16 protein-coding genes and 1 other RNA gene are annotated in these 15,197 nt (G+C 40.1%); 13 read left to right on the top strand and 4 right to left on the bottom strand.

Annotation, left to right across the window (positions count from 1 at the left end):
* Positions 1-92 precede the first annotated feature (92 nt).
* The 13 genes from BAMA_RS00425 to BAMA_RS24835 all read left to right on the top strand — a co-directional run bounded on the left by BAMA_RS00425 (position 93) and on the right by BAMA_RS24835 (position 12,202).
* The gene (locus tag BAMA_RS00425) at positions 93-1,277 is read left to right on the top strand and encodes a phosphoglycerate kinase (protein ID WP_034634945.1); all 1,185 of its coding nucleotides are present in this window, start codon (positions 93-95) and stop codon (positions 1,275-1,277) included.
* A gap of 22 nt (positions 1,278-1,299) precedes the next feature.
* Entirely contained in the window at positions 1,300-2,055 is a 756-nt protein-coding gene (gene tpiA / locus BAMA_RS00420) for a triose-phosphate isomerase (protein ID WP_034634933.1), read from the top strand.
* Positions 2,052-3,581 (top strand): 2,3-bisphosphoglycerate-independent phosphoglycerate mutase, encoded by a 1,530-nt coding sequence (gene gpmI / locus BAMA_RS00415; RefSeq protein WP_034634931.1) that lies wholly within the window; start codon positions 2,052-2,054, stop codon positions 3,579-3,581. Before tpiA ends, gpmI begins: the two co-directional genes overlap by 4 nt.
* A 28-nt stretch (positions 3,582-3,609) precedes the next feature.
* Positions 3,610-4,905, top strand: a complete 1,296-nt coding sequence (gene eno / locus BAMA_RS00410) for a phosphopyruvate hydratase (RefSeq protein WP_034634929.1) — start codon at positions 3,610-3,612, stop codon at positions 4,903-4,905.
* Positions 4,906-5,144: 239 nt separating this feature from the next.
* Complete coding sequence (locus BAMA_RS00405) at positions 5,145-5,591, top strand: hypothetical protein (protein WP_034634927.1); 447 nt, start codon at positions 5,145-5,147, stop codon at positions 5,589-5,591.
* A 208-nt stretch (positions 5,592-5,799) separates the two neighbouring features.
* Positions 5,800-6,168 (top strand): CidA/LrgA family holin-like protein, encoded by a 369-nt coding sequence (locus BAMA_RS00400; protein ID WP_034634926.1) that lies wholly within the window; start codon positions 5,800-5,802, stop codon positions 6,166-6,168.
* 38 nt (positions 6,169-6,206) lie between these two features.
* The gene (locus BAMA_RS00395; RefSeq protein ID WP_051758855.1) at positions 6,207-6,854 is read left to right on the top strand and encodes an LrgB family protein; all 648 of its coding nucleotides are present in this window, start codon (positions 6,207-6,209) and stop codon (positions 6,852-6,854) included.
* Between the two features lie 71 nt (positions 6,855-6,925).
* Positions 6,926-7,159, top strand: coding sequence for a preprotein translocase subunit SecG (secG, locus tag BAMA_RS00390; protein WP_034634922.1), 234 nt, complete (start codon positions 6,926-6,928; stop codon positions 7,157-7,159).
* A 132-nt stretch (positions 7,160-7,291) separates the two neighbouring features.
* The gene (locus BAMA_RS00385) at positions 7,292-8,035 is read left to right on the top strand and encodes an alpha/beta hydrolase (protein WP_034634921.1); all 744 of its coding nucleotides are present in this window, start codon (positions 7,292-7,294) and stop codon (positions 8,033-8,035) included.
* 138 nt (positions 8,036-8,173) lie between these two features.
* Positions 8,174-10,558, top strand: a complete 2,385-nt coding sequence (rnr, locus tag BAMA_RS00380; RefSeq protein ID WP_415782858.1) for a ribonuclease R — start codon at positions 8,174-8,176, stop codon at positions 10,556-10,558.
* Positions 10,559-10,695: 137 nt separating this feature from the next.
* On the top strand, positions 10,696-11,163 hold the full coding sequence (smpB, locus tag BAMA_RS00375) for an SsrA-binding protein SmpB (protein WP_034635587.1): 468 nt from the start codon (positions 10,696-10,698) through the stop codon (positions 11,161-11,163).
* A gap of 127 nt (positions 11,164-11,290) precedes the next feature.
* Positions 11,291-11,650: a transfer-messenger RNA gene (ssrA, locus tag BAMA_RS23700) on the top strand.
* Positions 11,651-12,052: 402 nt separating this feature from the next.
* On the top strand, positions 12,053-12,202 hold the full coding sequence (locus BAMA_RS24835) for a hypothetical protein (RefSeq protein ID WP_034634917.1): 150 nt from the start codon (positions 12,053-12,055) through the stop codon (positions 12,200-12,202).
* A 904-nt stretch (positions 12,203-13,106) separates the two neighbouring features.
* On the opposite strand, the gene BAMA_RS00365 is transcribed toward BAMA_RS24835, so the two are convergent.
* The 4 genes from BAMA_RS00365 to BAMA_RS00350 are packed head-to-tail and all read right to left on the bottom strand — an operon-like array spanning position 13,107 to position 15,183.
* On the bottom strand, positions 13,107-13,394 hold the full coding sequence (locus BAMA_RS00365; RefSeq protein ID WP_235184403.1) for a putative quinol monooxygenase: 288 nt from the start codon (positions 13,392-13,394) through the stop codon (positions 13,107-13,109).
* A 57-nt stretch (positions 13,395-13,451) separates the two neighbouring features.
* Positions 13,452-13,931: an RrF2 family transcriptional regulator gene (locus BAMA_RS00360; RefSeq protein ID WP_034634915.1), complete on the bottom strand. Its 480-nt coding sequence runs from the start codon at positions 13,929-13,931 to the stop codon at positions 13,452-13,454.
* A complete protein-coding gene (locus BAMA_RS00355; RefSeq protein ID WP_034634914.1) occupies positions 13,928-14,170 on the bottom strand; it encodes a DUF896 domain-containing protein in 243 nt (80 codons plus the stop codon). The genes BAMA_RS00360 and BAMA_RS00355 overlap by 4 nt, the downstream gene beginning before the upstream one ends.
* Positions 14,171-14,190: 20 nt before the next feature.
* Entirely contained in the window at positions 14,191-15,183 is a 993-nt protein-coding gene (locus BAMA_RS00350; RefSeq protein ID WP_034634913.1) for an LLM class flavin-dependent oxidoreductase, read from the bottom strand.
* Positions 15,184-15,197 lie beyond the last annotated feature (14 nt).

Below are 15,197 nucleotides of genomic sequence, written 5' to 3'. Positions count from 1 at the left end.
TTTGTTCCCTCTCCCTCCTTTACGTTTTATAAATAAATGTGATAAGCTTTTGAGTGGGTTTTGTCAATCCTAACTAGTCGGAGGGAAATCCAATGAACAAAAAATCAATTCGTGACGTAGATTTAAAAGGTAAGCGCGTATTTTGCCGCGTTGACTTCAACGTGCCAATGAAAGAAGGCAAAATTACGGATGAGACTCGTATTCGTGCAGCTCTTCCTACAATCCAGTACCTAATCGAAAATGGCGCAAAAGTTATTTTAGCGAGCCACTTAGGTCGTCCAAAAGGACAAGTTGTAGAAGAGTTACGTTTAACGCCAGTTGCAAAGCGTCTAGCTGAGCTTCTAGGTAAAGACGTGAAAAAAGCGGACGAAGCATTCGGACCAGCTGTACAAGAAATGGTTACAGCAATGAACGAAGGCGACGTACTAGTAGTAGAAAACGTACGTTTCTACGCTGGTGAAGAGAAAAACGATGCAGAACTTGCGAAAGAATTTGCAGCACTTGCTGATATCTTCGTAAACGACGCATTTGGTGCAGCCCACCGTGCTCACGCTTCTACTGCAGGTATCGCAGATCACTTACCAGCAGTATCTGGTCTTCTAATGGAGAAAGAATTAGAAGTATTAGGTAAAGCTCTTTCTAACCCAGATCGTCCATTTACAGCGATCATCGGTGGTGCGAAAGTAAAAGACAAAATCGGCGTAATTCGTCATCTGCTTGATAAAGTAGACAACTTAATTATCGGTGGCGGTCTTGCTTACACATTCATAAAAGCATTAGGTCATGAAATTGGTCTATCACTTTGCGAAGATGATAAGTTAGAGTTAGCGAAAGAGTTTATGCAACTTGCAAAAGAAAAAGGCGTAAACTTCTATATGCCAGTTGATGTTGTTATCACAGAAGAATTCTCTGAAACAGCAACAACAAAAATTGTAAACATCGACTCTATGCCAGTAGGCTGGGAAGGTGTAGACATCGGGCCAAAAACTCGCGAAATCTATGCTGACGTAATTAAGAACTCTAAGCTTGTAGTATGGAACGGACCAATGGGTGTATTTGAAATGACTCCATTTGCGAACGGTACAAAAGCAGTAGCACAAGCATTAGCAGATGCAGAAGATACATACTCTGTTATCGGCGGTGGTGACTCTGCAGCAGCAGCTGAGAAGTTCGGCTTAGCAGACAAAATGAGCCACATCTCTACTGGCGGCGGTGCGTCATTAGAGTTCATGGAAGGTAAAGAGCTTCCTGGCGTTGTTTGCCTAAACGACAAGTAATATAAAAGAGGACGGTGCAGGCATGCGTAAACCAATTATCGCAGGTAACTGGAAAATGAATAAAACTCTATCTGAAGCAGTTAGCTTCGTAGAGGAAGTAAAAGGTCAAATCCCAGCAGCGACTGCTGTTGACGCTGTAGTTTGCTCTCCAGCTCTTTTCTTAGAGCGCCTTGTAGCAGCTGCTGAAGGAACGGACTTACAAGTAGGTGCACAAAACATGCACTTCGAAAAAAATGGTGCTTTCACTGGCGAAATTAGCCCAGTAGCACTTAGCGACTTAAAAGTGAGCTATGTAGTACTTGGCCACTCTGAGCGTCGTGAAATGTTTGCTGAAACAGATGAGACAGTAAACAAAAAAACAATCGCTGCATTTGAGCACGGCTTAACGCCAATCGTTTGCTGTGGTGAAACATTAGAAGAGCGCGAAAGCGGCAAAACATTTGATCTTGTAGCTGACCAAGTGAAAAAAGCATTTGTTGGTTTAACTGAAGAGCAAGTGAAAGCTACTGTTATCGCATATGAGCCAATTTGGGCTATCGGTACAGGTAAATCTTCTTCTGCACAAGATGCAAACGAAGTATGTGCGCACATCCGTAAAGTTGTTGCGGAAGCTGTTTCTCCAGAAGCTGCAGAGGCAGTTCGTATTCAATACGGCGGTAGCGTAAAACCAGAAAACATTAAAGAATACATGGCGCAATCTGATATCGATGGTGCTTTAGTAGGTGGCGCAAGCCTTGAGCCTGCTTCCTTCTTAGGTCTTCTGGAGGGAGTAAAATGAGAAAGCCAACAGCTTTAATCATTCTTGATGGTTTTGCTCTTCGTGAAGAAACTTACGGGAATGCAATCGCTCAGGCGAAAAAGCCAAACTTTGATCGTTACTGGAACCAATACCCTCACACGTCGCTAGTGGCATCTGGTGAAGCGGTAGGTCTTCCAGAAGGTCAAATGGGTAACTCTGAAGTAGGTCACCTAAACATTGGTGCTGGCCGCGTTGTATATCAAAGCTTAACACGTGTGAACGTTGCGATTCGTGAAGGTGAGTTCGATAAGAACGAAACATTCCAAAGTGCAATTAAGCATGTAAAAGAAAAGGGTACAGCACTTCACTTATTCGGTTTACTTTCTGATGGCGGGGTGCATAGTCACATTGAGCATATGTTTGCTCTTCTTCGCCTAGCTGCTAAAGAAGGCGTGGAGAAAGTATATATCCACGGATTCTTAGATGGCCGCGACGTTGGGCCACAAACAGCTAAGAAGTATATCGATGCAACAAACAAAGTAATTGAAGAAACAGGAGTAGGACAATTCGCAACGATTTCTGGTCGTTACTACTCTATGGACCGTGACAAGCGTTGGGATCGCGTTGAAAAATGTTACCGTGCCATGGTGAACGGCGAAGGACCTACTTATAAATCTGCACTTGAGTGCGTAGAGGACTCTTATGCAAATGGTATTTACGACGAGTTCGTATTACCATCTGTAATCGTTAATGAAGATGAAACGCCAGTTGCAACAATCAGTGATGATGATGCAGTCATCTTCTACAACTTCCGTCCTGACCGCGCAATTCAAATTGCACGTGTATTTACAAACGAAGACTTCCGTGAGTTCGATCGTGGTGAAAAAGTACCTCACATTCCAGAATTCGTTTGTATGACACACTTTAGTGAAACGGTACAAGGTTATGTAGCGTTCAAGCCAATGAACCTAGATAACACATTAGGTGAAGTTGTTTCGCAAGCGGGATTAAAGCAACTTCGCATCGCGGAAACTGAAAAGTATCCGCACGTTACATTCTTCTTTAGCGGTGGTCGTGAGGCTGAATTCCCAGGAGAAGAACGTATCTTAATTAACTCACCGAAAGTTGCAACATATGACTTGCAGCCAGAGATGAGCATTTATGAGGTAACGGACGCTCTTGTAAATGAAATCGAAAATGATAAACATGACGTTATCATTTTAAACTTTGCAAACTGTGATATGGTTGGCCATTCAGGGATGATGGAACCAACAATTAAAGCAGTAGAAGCAACTGACGAATGTTTAGGAAAAGTTGTAGAAGCGATTCTTGCAAAAGATGGTGTAGCACTTATTACTGCTGACCATGGTAATGCTGACGAGGAGTTAACTCCAGAAGGCACACCAATGACAGCCCATACAACAAACCCGGTTCCTTTCATCGTTACAAAAGAAGGCGTAGAACTTCGTGAAGACGGTATTTTGGGAGATATCGCCCCAACGATGCTTACGATTCTAAATGTAGAACAACCAAAAGAAATGACAGGTAAGACAATTATTAAATAACTCTAACATACAAAAGGAGAGAAATATTATGCCAATCATTACTGATATTTATGCTCGCGAAGTCCTTGACTCTCGTGGTAACCCAACTGTAGAAGTAGAAGTTTACACAGAAAGCGGCGCATTCGGACGCGCTATCGTACCAAGTGGTGCATCTACTGGTGAACATGAAGCAGTAGAATTACGTGACGGTGACAAATCTCGTTACCTTGGTAAAGGTGTTCAGAAAGCAGTAGAAAACGTAAACGAAGAAATCGCTCGCGAAATCATCGGTTTCGACGTAACTGATCAAGCTGGTATTGACCGCGCTATGATCGAATTAGACGGTACAGCTAACAAAGGTAAATTAGGTGCTAACGCTATTCTTGGTGTATCTATGGCAGTAGCTCACGCAGCAGCTGACTATGTAGGTCTTCCATTATACCGTTACCTTGGTGGATTCAACGCGAAGCAATTACCAACTCCAATGATGAACATCATCAACGGTGGTTCTCATGCTGATAACAACGTTGACTTCCAAGAGTTCATGATCTTACCAGTTGGTGCTCCAACATTCAAAGAAGCAATCCGTACTGGTGCTGAAGTATTCCATGCTCTAAAAGCTGTATTACATGCTAAAGGTCTTAACACTGCAGTAGGTGACGAAGGTGGATTCGCTCCAAACCTTGGTTCTAACCGTGAAGCTTTAGAAGTAATTATCGAAGCAATCGAAAAAGCTGGTTACAAAGCTGGCGAAGACGTATTACTTGGAATGGACGTTGCATCTTCTGAGTTCTACAACAAAGAAACTGGTAAATACGACCTTGCAGGTGAAGGCCGCACTGGCTTAACTTCTGCAGAAATGGTTGATTTCTACGAAGAGCTTTGCAAAGATTTCCCAATCATCTCTATTGAAGATGGTTTAGACGAAAACGACTGGGATGGCCACAAATTATTAACTGAGCGTATTGGCGACAAAGTTCAATTAGTTGGTGACGATCTATTCGTAACAAACACACAAAAACTTGCTGAAGGTATCGAAAAAGGTATCTCTAACTCAATCTTAATTAAAGTTAACCAAATCGGTACTTTAACTGAGACTTTCGAAGCAATCGAAATGGCTAAGCGTGCTGGTTACACAGCAGTTATCTCTCACCGTTCTGGTGAAACTGAAGATGCTACAATCGCTGACATCGCAGTTGCAACAAACGCTGGCCAAATCAAAACTGGTTCTATGAGCCGTACAGACCGCGTTGCGAAGTACAACCAATTACTACGCATCGAGGACGAGTTACAAGGAATCGCTATCTACGATGGCGCTAAATCTTTCTACAACATCAAGAAGTAATTGTAGAATATAACGAAACAGACTACCCTGGTGGGTGGTCTGTTTTTTTGTCGTGAGGCAGAATCACTGATAAATGATGTGAAATGGCCGATAGAGGGCACAGAATCGCCGAAAGAAGTGAAAAATAGCCGATAGAAAATTTCCCTGAAAACTAATCTGAATAAAGAATTATCTCATTCAACGAAACCATTCATGATATTCTAGATAAGGAATTTTTCATCATGTTAGGAGTGTTATTTATGGATAACCAAAATAAAAAAGGTACAGCAGTTGTTGCTGCTTTTAAAATAGTATTTCCGTTATTGCTCCCAATTCTAGTACCATCACTTTTAATGATTGTACTAAAACAATGGATGCCAGATGAAATTGTATATCCGGGCATTATGTCATTAGTTACACTATGTATTTGGTTTTTCGTAATCGGAATTTTATTCACACTTATTTTAAATATGTGTAAGTTGTCAGAAGCAAAGCTAAAAGAACTAGGTTTCTTAGGAATCACAATTTCGACAGTGGCATCGTTTTTAACGATGTATGTCGGCTATTTTTGGTTAGCAGATTTAAACGTAACATCGGTACAAATGTCACCAAATGGAATTTTAATCGTTGCTGGAATATCGGCAATTGTATTAGAAGTTCTGTTTCGTTTTATGGATGACGATGCTGAGGAAGAAAAGGAGCTGTAGGTGTAGCTTCTTTTCTATTTGGTTGATTTTAAATAAAAAATTTACTAAGTGAAGTATTTATATTTAAAAGGAAAACGTCGAAAACATATATACAACAATGATGAAACCGCTTACCACAATGGTGTTTCCTTGTCAAGTGAATACTTTGCAGCTTTTTACAATTTGTACTATCATTAAGTTAGAAAGTAAGCATAAGGATTTGATATAGATGAAATGGACAAAAGTTGTTGTTCAAATTGCAGCTCTGTATTTGTTTAATGTGTTGGGAACGTGGGTGCAGCACCAGTTAGCGCTTCCGATTCCTGGCAGTTTAATTGGGATGGGGCTGTTATTTTTAGCGCTTTGCTTAAAGGTGCTCCCGATTAAATGGTTTGAACTAGGAGCAGAGACGCTCATTGCGATTATGCCGTTTTTATTAGTACCACCAACGCTTGGTTTAATGAATTACGGTTCTTTTTTTGTGCATCAAGGAATGTCACTCTTTTTAACAGTAATTGCAAGCACGTTTTTAATTATCATTGCGGCAGGGCATACAGGACAATATCTAGCAAATAGAAAGGAAAAGGAAGCAAAGTGAGCATTGTAAAAGCAATCGGTTGGATTCTTATTACGATTATGTTATATATGTTAGCGAAGAAGGTGTATGGCTGGCTTCCATCCCCCTTCACGATTCCGGTTCTTACGGGGACGGCATTTATGGCAATTTTATTACTTGCAATGAATATTCCATACGAATCGTACATGCAAAGCGGGGGCGGCTGGATTGCGAAGCTGCTAGGGCCGGGCGTCGTTGCGTTTGCGGTTCCGCTTTATAAGCAGCGCCATATTTTGAAAAAGTACGCGGTGCCAATTGGTGGCGGCGTGTTTGTCGGGACGGTTGTTGCGATTACGAGTGATGTTGTGATTGCGACGTTAATGGGAACGGATAAAAGTTTATTACTATCGTCCTTGCCAAAGTCAGTGACGATGCCAGTAGCGATGAGTGTATCAGAAGAAGTGGGCGGCATTCCATCGCTCACGGCGGCATTTGTTGTTGTTGCTGGAATTACGGGAACGATTGCGGGGCCAACCTTATTAAAATGGAGCCGCGTTACAAATTCGGTTGGGAAAGGAATTAGTTTTGGCTGCGCTTCTCACATTTTAGGGGTGATGCGCGCGATGAAAAATAATGAGCATGAAGGAGTAATCGGATCAGTAACGATGACATTAACAGCAATTTTAACGTGTATGTTAGGTCCACTCTTTGCTGCATTTCTTCTGTAATGTGTTCTCGCTTTTCCATCTGTTTTGTGATACATTTAAAATAATTGAAACTTTTTAGGAGGTACGTAAGAGTGCATACGTTTGTTTCAGCTTTACTTATTATCGTATCTATTCTATTAATTGTACTTGTTTTACTGCAATCAAGTAAGAGTAATGGTCTTTCCGGGGCAATTTCGGGCGGCGCAGAGCAATTATTTGGTAAGCAAAAAGCACGCGGAGCGGAAGCAGTGCTACATCGCATTACAATTGCTCTTTCGGTATTATTCTTCGCATTAACAATCGCGGTAACGTATTTAAATGTATAAGAACGGAAAGATTCAACTATAACGGTTGAATCTTTTTTGTTATATGAAAAAAGTATCTCATTAGATTATCGAAACGGAACTATGGTACACTACAAATAGAGAAGATTATAAGGCAGAAAGAGGAGAAAAAATATGATGAAAATCGCATCTCCAAAACCGTTCACGTTTGAAGGAGGGGACCGTGCTGTATTGTTACTGCATGGTTTTACAGGAAATTCAGCAGATGTACGTATGCTTGGTCGTTATTTAGAGACGAAAGGATATACATGTCATGCACCGATTTATAAAGGTCACGGCATACAGCCAGAAGAGCTTGTTCATACAGGTCCAGAAGACTGGTGGGAAGATGTAACGAAGGCGTATCAGCACTTAAAAGATTTAGGGTATGAAAAGATCGCGGCAGTCGGCTTATCACTTGGCGGCGTATTTTCGTTAAAACTTGCATATGCAATGCCGGTTCTTGGTGTTGTCACGATGTGTGCCCCAATGTATATTAAGAGTGAAGAGACGATGTATCAAGGAATATTAGCGTATGCGCGCGAATATAAAAAGCGTGAGCGTAAATCACCAGAGCAAATTAACGAAGAAATGATTGCTTTTCAAGGAACACCAATGAACACGTTAAAAGCGCTTCAAGATTTAATTCAAGACGTACGTAACAATGTCGATATGATTTATGCGCCAACGTTTGTTGTGCAAGCGCGTCAAGATGACATGATTAATACAGATAGTGCAAACATCATTTATAACGGTGTAGAATCGAATCTGAAACAAATCAAATGGTATGAGGAATCTGGCCATGCGATTACATTTGATAAACAACGTGATGAGCTGCACGAGGATATATACAACTTCCTGGAGCAACTAGACTGGTAACAGCTAGTTGCCTCTTTTTTACACGTAAAAGCCCGATTGGTCGGGCTGATTACAGTTTCACTTTATACACCATATAATTTTCGGATACACTAATAAAACAAAGAAATATAAAGGAGGTATTTCTACTTGGAAGAAATTATGCAGCAAAACATCGATAAATTGTTATCGTTTATGAAAGAAGAAGCATATAAGCCGCTAACCGTTCAAGAGCTAGAAGAAGCATTTGGTATTGAAGAAGTAGCGGATTTCAAAGAGTTTGTTAAAGCATTAGTTGTGATGGAGGACCAAGGTCTTGTCGTTCGTACGAGAAGCAACCGCTACGGTCTCCCAGAAAAAATGAATTTAGTGCGCGGGAAATTAATTGGACATGAGCGCGGATTTGCGTTTGTTGTGCCAGAAGAAAAAGGAACGGATGATATTTTCATTCCGCCAACAGAATTAAATGGTGCGATGCACGGTGATACTGTACTTGCTCGCATTAGCTCACAGTCAAGTGGTTCTCGTAAAGAGGGATCGATCGTGCGCATTATTGAGCGCGGCACGAAGACGTTGGTAGGTACATATACGGAATCGAAAAACTTTGGTTTCGTTATTCCTGACAATAAACGCTGGACAAGCGATATTTTCATTTTAAAGAGCGCATCTATGGGAGCAGTGGACGGACATAAAGTTGTCGTGAAAATTACGAGCTATCCGGAAAATCGCTTGAGCGCAGAAGGAGAAGTTATTCAAATTCTTGGTCATAAAAATGATCCAGGTGTTGATATTTTATCCGTTATTCATAAGCATAACTTACCGCTTACTTTCCCAGAGGACGTAATGGAACATGCAAACAGCGTTCCAGAAACGATTTCAGAAGAAGATGTAAAAGACCGCCGCGATCTTCGTAACGAAGTCATCGTTACAATTGATGGCGCGGACGCAAAAGATTTAGATGATGCGGTAACAGTAACGAAGCTTGAGAATGGAAACTACAAACTAGGTGTACACATTGCTGACGTGAGTCACTATGTACATGAAGATTCGCCAATTGATCGCGAAGCAGCTGAGCGCGCAACAAGTGTTTATCTTGTTGACCGCGTCATTCCGATGATTCCGCATCGTTTATCAAATGGTATTTGTTCATTGAATCCGAAAGTAGATCGTTTAACGCTTTCTTGTGAAATGGAAATTAACCAGCTTGGTGACGTTGTAAAACATGAAATTTTCCAAAGTGTCATTAAAACGACGGAGCGTATGACGTACTCTGACGTAAGAAGTATTTTAGAAGATGAAGACGAGGAATTAATTAAGCGCTATGAGCCGCTTGTACCGATGTTCAAGGACATGGCAGAGCTTGCTTCTGTGCTACGTGATAAACGTATGCGCCGCGGTGCAATTGACTTTGATTTTAAAGAAGCGAAAGTACTTGTAGATGAAGAAGGAAAGCCGACAGAAGTTATTATGCGTGATCGCTCTGTTGCCGAGAAATTAATTGAGGAATTTATGCTTGTTGCAAACGAAACAGTTGCGGAGCATTTCCACTGGATGAACGTGCCATTCATGTACCGCGTTCACGAAGATCCGAAAGAAGATAAGTTAGAGCGCTTCTTTGAATTCGTAACAAACTTTGGCTACGCCGTAAAGGGTCGTGCAAATGAGATTCATCCACGCGCCCTCCAGCAAATCCTTGAAATGGTACAAGGACAGCCGGAAGAAGTAGTCATTTCGACAGTGATGCTGCGCTCCATGAAGCAAGCGCGCTATGATGCGGAGAGCTTAGGTCACTTCGGTCTATCAACCGAATTCTATACACACTTTACATCGCCAATTCGCCGTTACCCAGATACGATTGTGCACCGCTTAATTCGTGAGTACATCATTAACGGCAAAATCGATGCGAAGACGCAAGCAAAATGGCGCGAGAGCTTACCGGATATTGCGGAGCACTCGTCCAACATGGAGCGCCGCGCAGTAGAGGCGGAGCGCGAAACAGACGAACTGAAAAAAGCAGAATACATGCTTGATAAAGTGGGCGAAGAATATGACGGTATTATTAGCTCCGTAACGAACTTCGGCTTATTTGTAGAACTGCCAAATACAATTGAAGGTCTCGTTCATGTAAGTTACTTAACGGACGATTATTACCGTTATGACGAGCAGCACTTTGCGATGATTGGTGAGCGTACAGGAAACGTCTTCCGCATCGGTGATGAAATTACTGTTCGTGTAATTAACGTTAATAAAGATGAACGTGCAATTGACTTTGAAATCGTTGGTATGAAAGGTGGGGCGAAGCGAGTAAGAAAAGATCGCCCAGTTGTCATCGACGGTTCCAAAGGCGGCGGACGCGGTGGACGCGGGCGCCGTGGTGAGCGCGGCAGCGAAGACCGGGGCCGTGACAAAAAGCGCGGCGGTGGACGCCCAGGCGGAGGTAAAGAAGCTAGCAGCAGCCGCGGTAAACAAGATAACGGCAAAAAGAAGAAAAAATCATTCTTCGAAAATGCACCAAGCTTTAAGAGAAAAAAGAAGAAGCGTAAATAATAGTAAAGCCCCTGCGCAACGAAACATATCGAGCAGGGGTTTTATTTTATATGTTTCTAACTGCAGAATATAGTGATGAGTGGCGTCTTTCTTTAGATTTTGCTACAATAATACAAATGAAGGAAGGGGCGAAAGAGATGCCTAAAGGTCAAGGGAAAGTCATTGCACAAAACAAAAAAGCATACCATGATTATTTTATAGAAGAAACATATGAAGCAGGGCTTGTTTTGCAAGGAACAGAAATTAAATCAATTCGCGCTGGGCGCGTGAACTTAAAGGATGCCTTCGCACGTGTACAGAACGGTGAAGTGTGGGTACACAACATGCATATTAGTCCGTATGAGCAAGGAAACCGCTTTAACCACGATCCGCTTCGTACAAGAAAGTTACTTCTTCATAAGAAAGAAATTGCAAAATTAATTGGCTACGCGAAAGAGACTGGTTATACGCTTGTTCCCGTTAAAATCTATTTAAAAAATGGATTTGCAAAAATGGCGCTTGGATTAGGAAAAGGTAAGAAACAATATGATAAACGTCATGATTTAAAAGAGAAAGAAGCAAAGCGTGAAATTGCACGTGTATTCCGCGATCGTCAAAAGATGTAATACAGAAATTTACATTTGTAAAATGGAGAACGTATGCTATAATAAGTCATGTAAGCAAGTTGTACATTGAAAAACAGCTCATTAGTAGCTATCACGAATATACTTCGTAAGCTCCATTTTCTTATATGGGGACGTTACGGATTCGACAGGGATAGTTCGAGCTTAAGTCGCGAGTCGAGGGGATCGGCCTCGTTAAAACGTCAAAGCCTATAACTGGCAAACAAAACAATTTCGCTTTAGCTGCTTAATAGCACCTAAAGGCCTCTCCTACCCATCGCCCATGTGGTTAGTTTAGAGAGGTTCACTTATTAGTGGGCTACGCCGGAGTTCGCCGTCTGAGGGCAAAGGAAGAGAACAATCAGACTAGCAATTTGGAAGCCTGTCGATAGGCCGAAAAATTCGCGAAACGCTAATATATCGACTACACTCGTAGAAGCTTAAGTGCCGATATTTCTGGACGTGGGTTCGACTCCCACCGTCTCCACCAAAATACATATTTGGTGGTTTTTTTATTTTTGTAACAAGAAGCATAAGATGGCCGTTTTGGCGAACTTATGCTTCTTTTAGTTTACGGCTAACTTATGCTTCCAATATGGGGTAGAGTCAGGAAAATGCGGATTTACAACGATAAGCATTTTGATACAAGTCTTATGAGACATTATGAAGTCTAATTTAAAGGTGATTATGTACCAATAGGCTTTACTCTATTGAGATTGTGAAGTTTCCTACTTAAACTAACGGGACAGGTTAGTTTAAGTAGGGGATATTTGGATTAATATGGATATAAGTAGAAAAACTAATAAAGTAATAAGGTCTACTTCAGTAAAATAAGGTGTATTATATTTGTTGAATAGATTCTCTTTAAAGACAAGAAAAGTAGGTGAACAAAGTGGGAAAATATCAATTGGATTACAAAGGTCAGGTAGCTGTGACAAAGTTTCATGAAAAACAGAAGCCTGCCAAATTTGATAAAAAGCAGCAACTTGAAAAATTGCGTGCGGAGTATTTGAAAAAGAAGCAAAAACAAACAGATAAATAATATGTTTCATTTTTATGAAATTTCTGTATATAGTGCGAGCGAACACAAGAAAATAGGTGAGTTATTCATCGTTCAAATATATACAGGCTATTTTTTCAAACCTCTTACTTATGCAACTAACGCATGCGTTAGTTCATTAAGAATAACTAAAAAAAGTCGATTCCTTGAGATGGAAATCGGCTTTTTTAATAAGTGATATTTCCTTAGCGTTGTAAATCTGCATTTTCCTGACGCTACCCCTATATGCTCTTAATCCTAAAGGGATAGGCACTATTTATAGTGCCTATCCCTTTAAGATTACCAATTATTTAGTAAGGCCTGCTCAGATGCACCATTTATCCTTTGAACTATTATTGAATAAAATAATTGCCCCGATATTAGAAAAAATATTTACTGCGGAGTAGTGAATATGGAGGTAATAGGTTTATTGATACAGCAAAGGTACTCAATGGTACTTCTAAGAATTCAAATGATTTAATAAAGTTTATTGAAATTTTAAATACCCTATGCTGTTAATAGGTATTCTTATTTGCTGCTTTGTAGAATTCATGGCCAGTTTATGGGTTAATAATTAACTCATGGCCAACTTATAGGTAAAGTGACATTTTTGTATAACAGGAAGCATAACTTTGCATAACATGCAGGTTTATGCTTCCTGTTTTGTTGTGCAAGAATATGCTTCTGTAAATTTAGAGGTTATTGTAATTTAAAGATGACGATATGAATGACATCTTCTTGTGGATAGCTTAATAGGAGTTTAAACATACTCTAATTAGTAGCATATACCATGTCCAGTATAGCGCGTAGTATCTATTTTCTTTTCATGTAGTAAATTTCTTATACAGACATAGATGGTAGGGAAATTAGTCCTTCTCATTTACAAATTGAGTATTATTATGGTCATTCAGTCTGTCAAGTAGAGACAATCTGTTAACGATTCAATTAAAGGACTCATATTTTGAATTAAAGTACGGTATCTTTTACTATGCTTCATAGTGTCTAACGTCTCTTTATCTGGCCAAATGCTTACTACACCAAAAGAAGCATTGTCGTTTTCAACGCTAGGTTCTAAGAAATATGCATGAATACAGCCTGCATCTTTGTTGATAGGTACGAGCATATTTCGGCCCATTTCTCGTAATTGTTCTTCCATTCCCGATTTACAATCGAAAGTTACCACTCTAACAAACATCAAATTCCCCCTAAACATTATTTGTAAATTTCCATTAATCAACAAAATGGAATGATTTTATAAGACAACTTTTTCTTTTAACCAAGAATCAATTTTAGTAAGAGATTCCTTTGAAGAGGTATTATTAAGCGCCTCATGTAAAGAATCAATTGTGGTACGTTTTAAGATAGATTGCCAAGCATCTTCAGCTTCTTCCATTACATCGGATAATAGACAGGTTTTGTTTTCTTTTAATTGGAACATCGCATGGAAGATACCATTTGAACGGTAAAGGGATTCTAAGCCTTCTACGGCGATGTATACGTCATATATTCGAATGTTTTCAGAAACAGTTAGTAACCGAAATCCACCTTTTGCGCCTGGCACTGAAGAAACAAGCCCTGCTCGCACAAGTTTTCTCATTAATTTTTTAAGATAAGTTGGAGAAACATGTAGCTGCTGACTTAACGACTCACCTGACAGCATAGCCTGCTTAGGTAAACGATTAAGTAACAAAAGAGCATATACAGCTTGTTCCACGCCAGCCGTCATTTTCATGCGTCATCATTCTTTTTAAATGATTGTTTTTGTTGTTCTTTTTTTAATTTCTCAGGTGTAACATCATTACCTAAAGGATCTAATATTGTTAATCCTGTAACTGTACTGTTTACTTGACCACGAATAATTTGAAGATATTCTTGACGTAATTCTTGACGCTCTTTTAACTCTGTTTGTGTTAAACCATCTTCTTTTTGTTTTTTAGCTAATATGTTAATTCGATTTAAAATTTCAATCATTTCTTTTTCCACCTTTCTTCTTATAAAAGTTCTTTTGCAAGTAATTGATAAGACTGCAGTCTTGCTTCATGGCTATGACTGATTGTGCCAATTACAGCTTCATTAATACCAAATTTCTCATCATGTTCACGTAACGTATTTGCGACATCTTTTGCGCTCCCTACTAGGAATCGGTTACGGTTTTTCTGTATACGCATCTTATCCATTTCAGTATAAGAATAATTTAATGCGTCCTCAGGAGATACGATTTGGAAAGGCATTCCTTTATCTAAAAATAATAAATTTAAATCTAAACTAGCTGCATGATATTCAGCTTCTTCAGCTGTTTCTGCTGCCATCACGAAATAACCAACATTAATTTGAGGGGTCTGCAGAAACTCTGAAGGAGTGAAATTTGTACGATAAGACTCCAACATTTCGGCAGATAATTGTCCACTAATGAACTGAGCAAATGAATACCCAATGCCGAATCGTCCTGCCTGTGCAGCACTATTTCCACTAGATCCTAATAACCAAACTTCAGGTAATAGAGCACCTAATGGGGCAGCCAGCGTACGATTATACAAATGATCAGCAGGCATCGTCTCTGACATAAACATCATTGTTTCCACTAATTTATCGTACTGATTGAACAAGTTTGGTTGTTTTCCTTCATGCAATGCAAGGGTAGAAAATTGATCACCGCCAGGTGCACGACCTACACCGAAATCAATTCGATTAGGATACAATGTCGTTAATGTTTTAAATATTTCCGCCATCTTTAATGGTGAGTAATGCATCAACATGATTCCGCCAGAACCAACACGAATTTGGTTTGTTACTGATGCAATATGAGCAATCAATATTTCAGGTGAAGCACTTGCCAAGTTTGCAGACCCATGGTGTTCGGAATACCATATTCTGTGATACCCTAACCCATCCACTAGTTGAGCTAGTTCAATCGTATTTTGTATCGTTTCATGAGGAGTATGTCCATTTGAAATAGGAGTTTGATCTAAAACACTTAATTTCATAAAAATCCTTCCTT

It is taken from the genome of Bacillus manliponensis (assembly GCF_000712595.1).
GTDB classification, from domain to species: domain Bacteria; phylum Bacillota; class Bacilli; order Bacillales; family Bacillaceae_G; genus Bacillus_A; species Bacillus_A manliponensis.
The sequence above is the reverse complement of the archived record's forward strand: the minus strand, read 5'-3'. Positions and strand labels throughout refer to the sequence as shown.

What these genes read in the sequence shown, in the direction of transcription:
- BAMA_RS00425 (WP_034634945.1), top strand. Translation starts at nt 93, where the DNA reads ATGAACAAAAAATCAATTCGTGACGTAGATTTAAAAGGTAAGCGCGTA.
- tpiA (WP_034634933.1), top strand. Translation starts at nt 1,300, where the DNA reads ATGCGTAAACCAATTATCGCAGGTAACTGGAAAATGAATAAAACTCTA.
- gpmI (WP_034634931.1), top strand. Translation starts at nt 2,052, where the DNA reads ATGAGAAAGCCAACAGCTTTAATCATTCTTGATGGTTTTGCTCTTCGT.
- eno (WP_034634929.1), top strand. Translation starts at nt 3,610, where the DNA reads ATGCCAATCATTACTGATATTTATGCTCGCGAAGTCCTTGACTCTCGT.
- BAMA_RS00405 (WP_034634927.1), top strand. Translation starts at nt 5,145, where the DNA reads ATGGATAACCAAAATAAAAAAGGTACAGCAGTTGTTGCTGCTTTTAAA.
- BAMA_RS00400 (WP_034634926.1), top strand. Translation starts at nt 5,800, where the DNA reads ATGAAATGGACAAAAGTTGTTGTTCAAATTGCAGCTCTGTATTTGTTT.
- BAMA_RS00395 (WP_051758855.1), top strand. Translation starts at nt 6,207, where the DNA reads ATGTTATATATGTTAGCGAAGAAGGTGTATGGCTGGCTTCCATCCCCC.
- BAMA_RS00385 (WP_034634921.1), top strand. Translation starts at nt 7,292, where the DNA reads ATGATGAAAATCGCATCTCCAAAACCGTTCACGTTTGAAGGAGGGGAC.
- rnr (WP_415782858.1), top strand. Translation starts at nt 8,174, where the DNA reads ATGCAGCAAAACATCGATAAATTGTTATCGTTTATGAAAGAAGAAGCA.
- smpB (WP_034635587.1), top strand. Translation starts at nt 10,696, where the DNA reads ATGCCTAAAGGTCAAGGGAAAGTCATTGCACAAAACAAAAAAGCATAC.
- BAMA_RS00365 (WP_235184403.1), bottom strand. Translation starts at nt 13,394, where the DNA reads ATGTTTGTTAGAGTGGTAACTTTCGATTGTAAATCGGGAATGGAAGAA.
- BAMA_RS00360 (WP_034634915.1), bottom strand. Translation starts at nt 13,931, where the DNA reads ATGAAAATGACGGCTGGCGTGGAACAAGCTGTATATGCTCTTTTGTTA.
- BAMA_RS00355 (WP_034634914.1), bottom strand. Translation starts at nt 14,170, where the DNA reads ATGATTGAAATTTTAAATCGAATTAACATATTAGCTAAAAAACAAAAA.
- BAMA_RS00350 (WP_034634913.1), bottom strand. Translation starts at nt 15,183, where the DNA reads ATGAAATTAAGTGTTTTAGATCAAACTCCTATTTCAAATGGACATACT.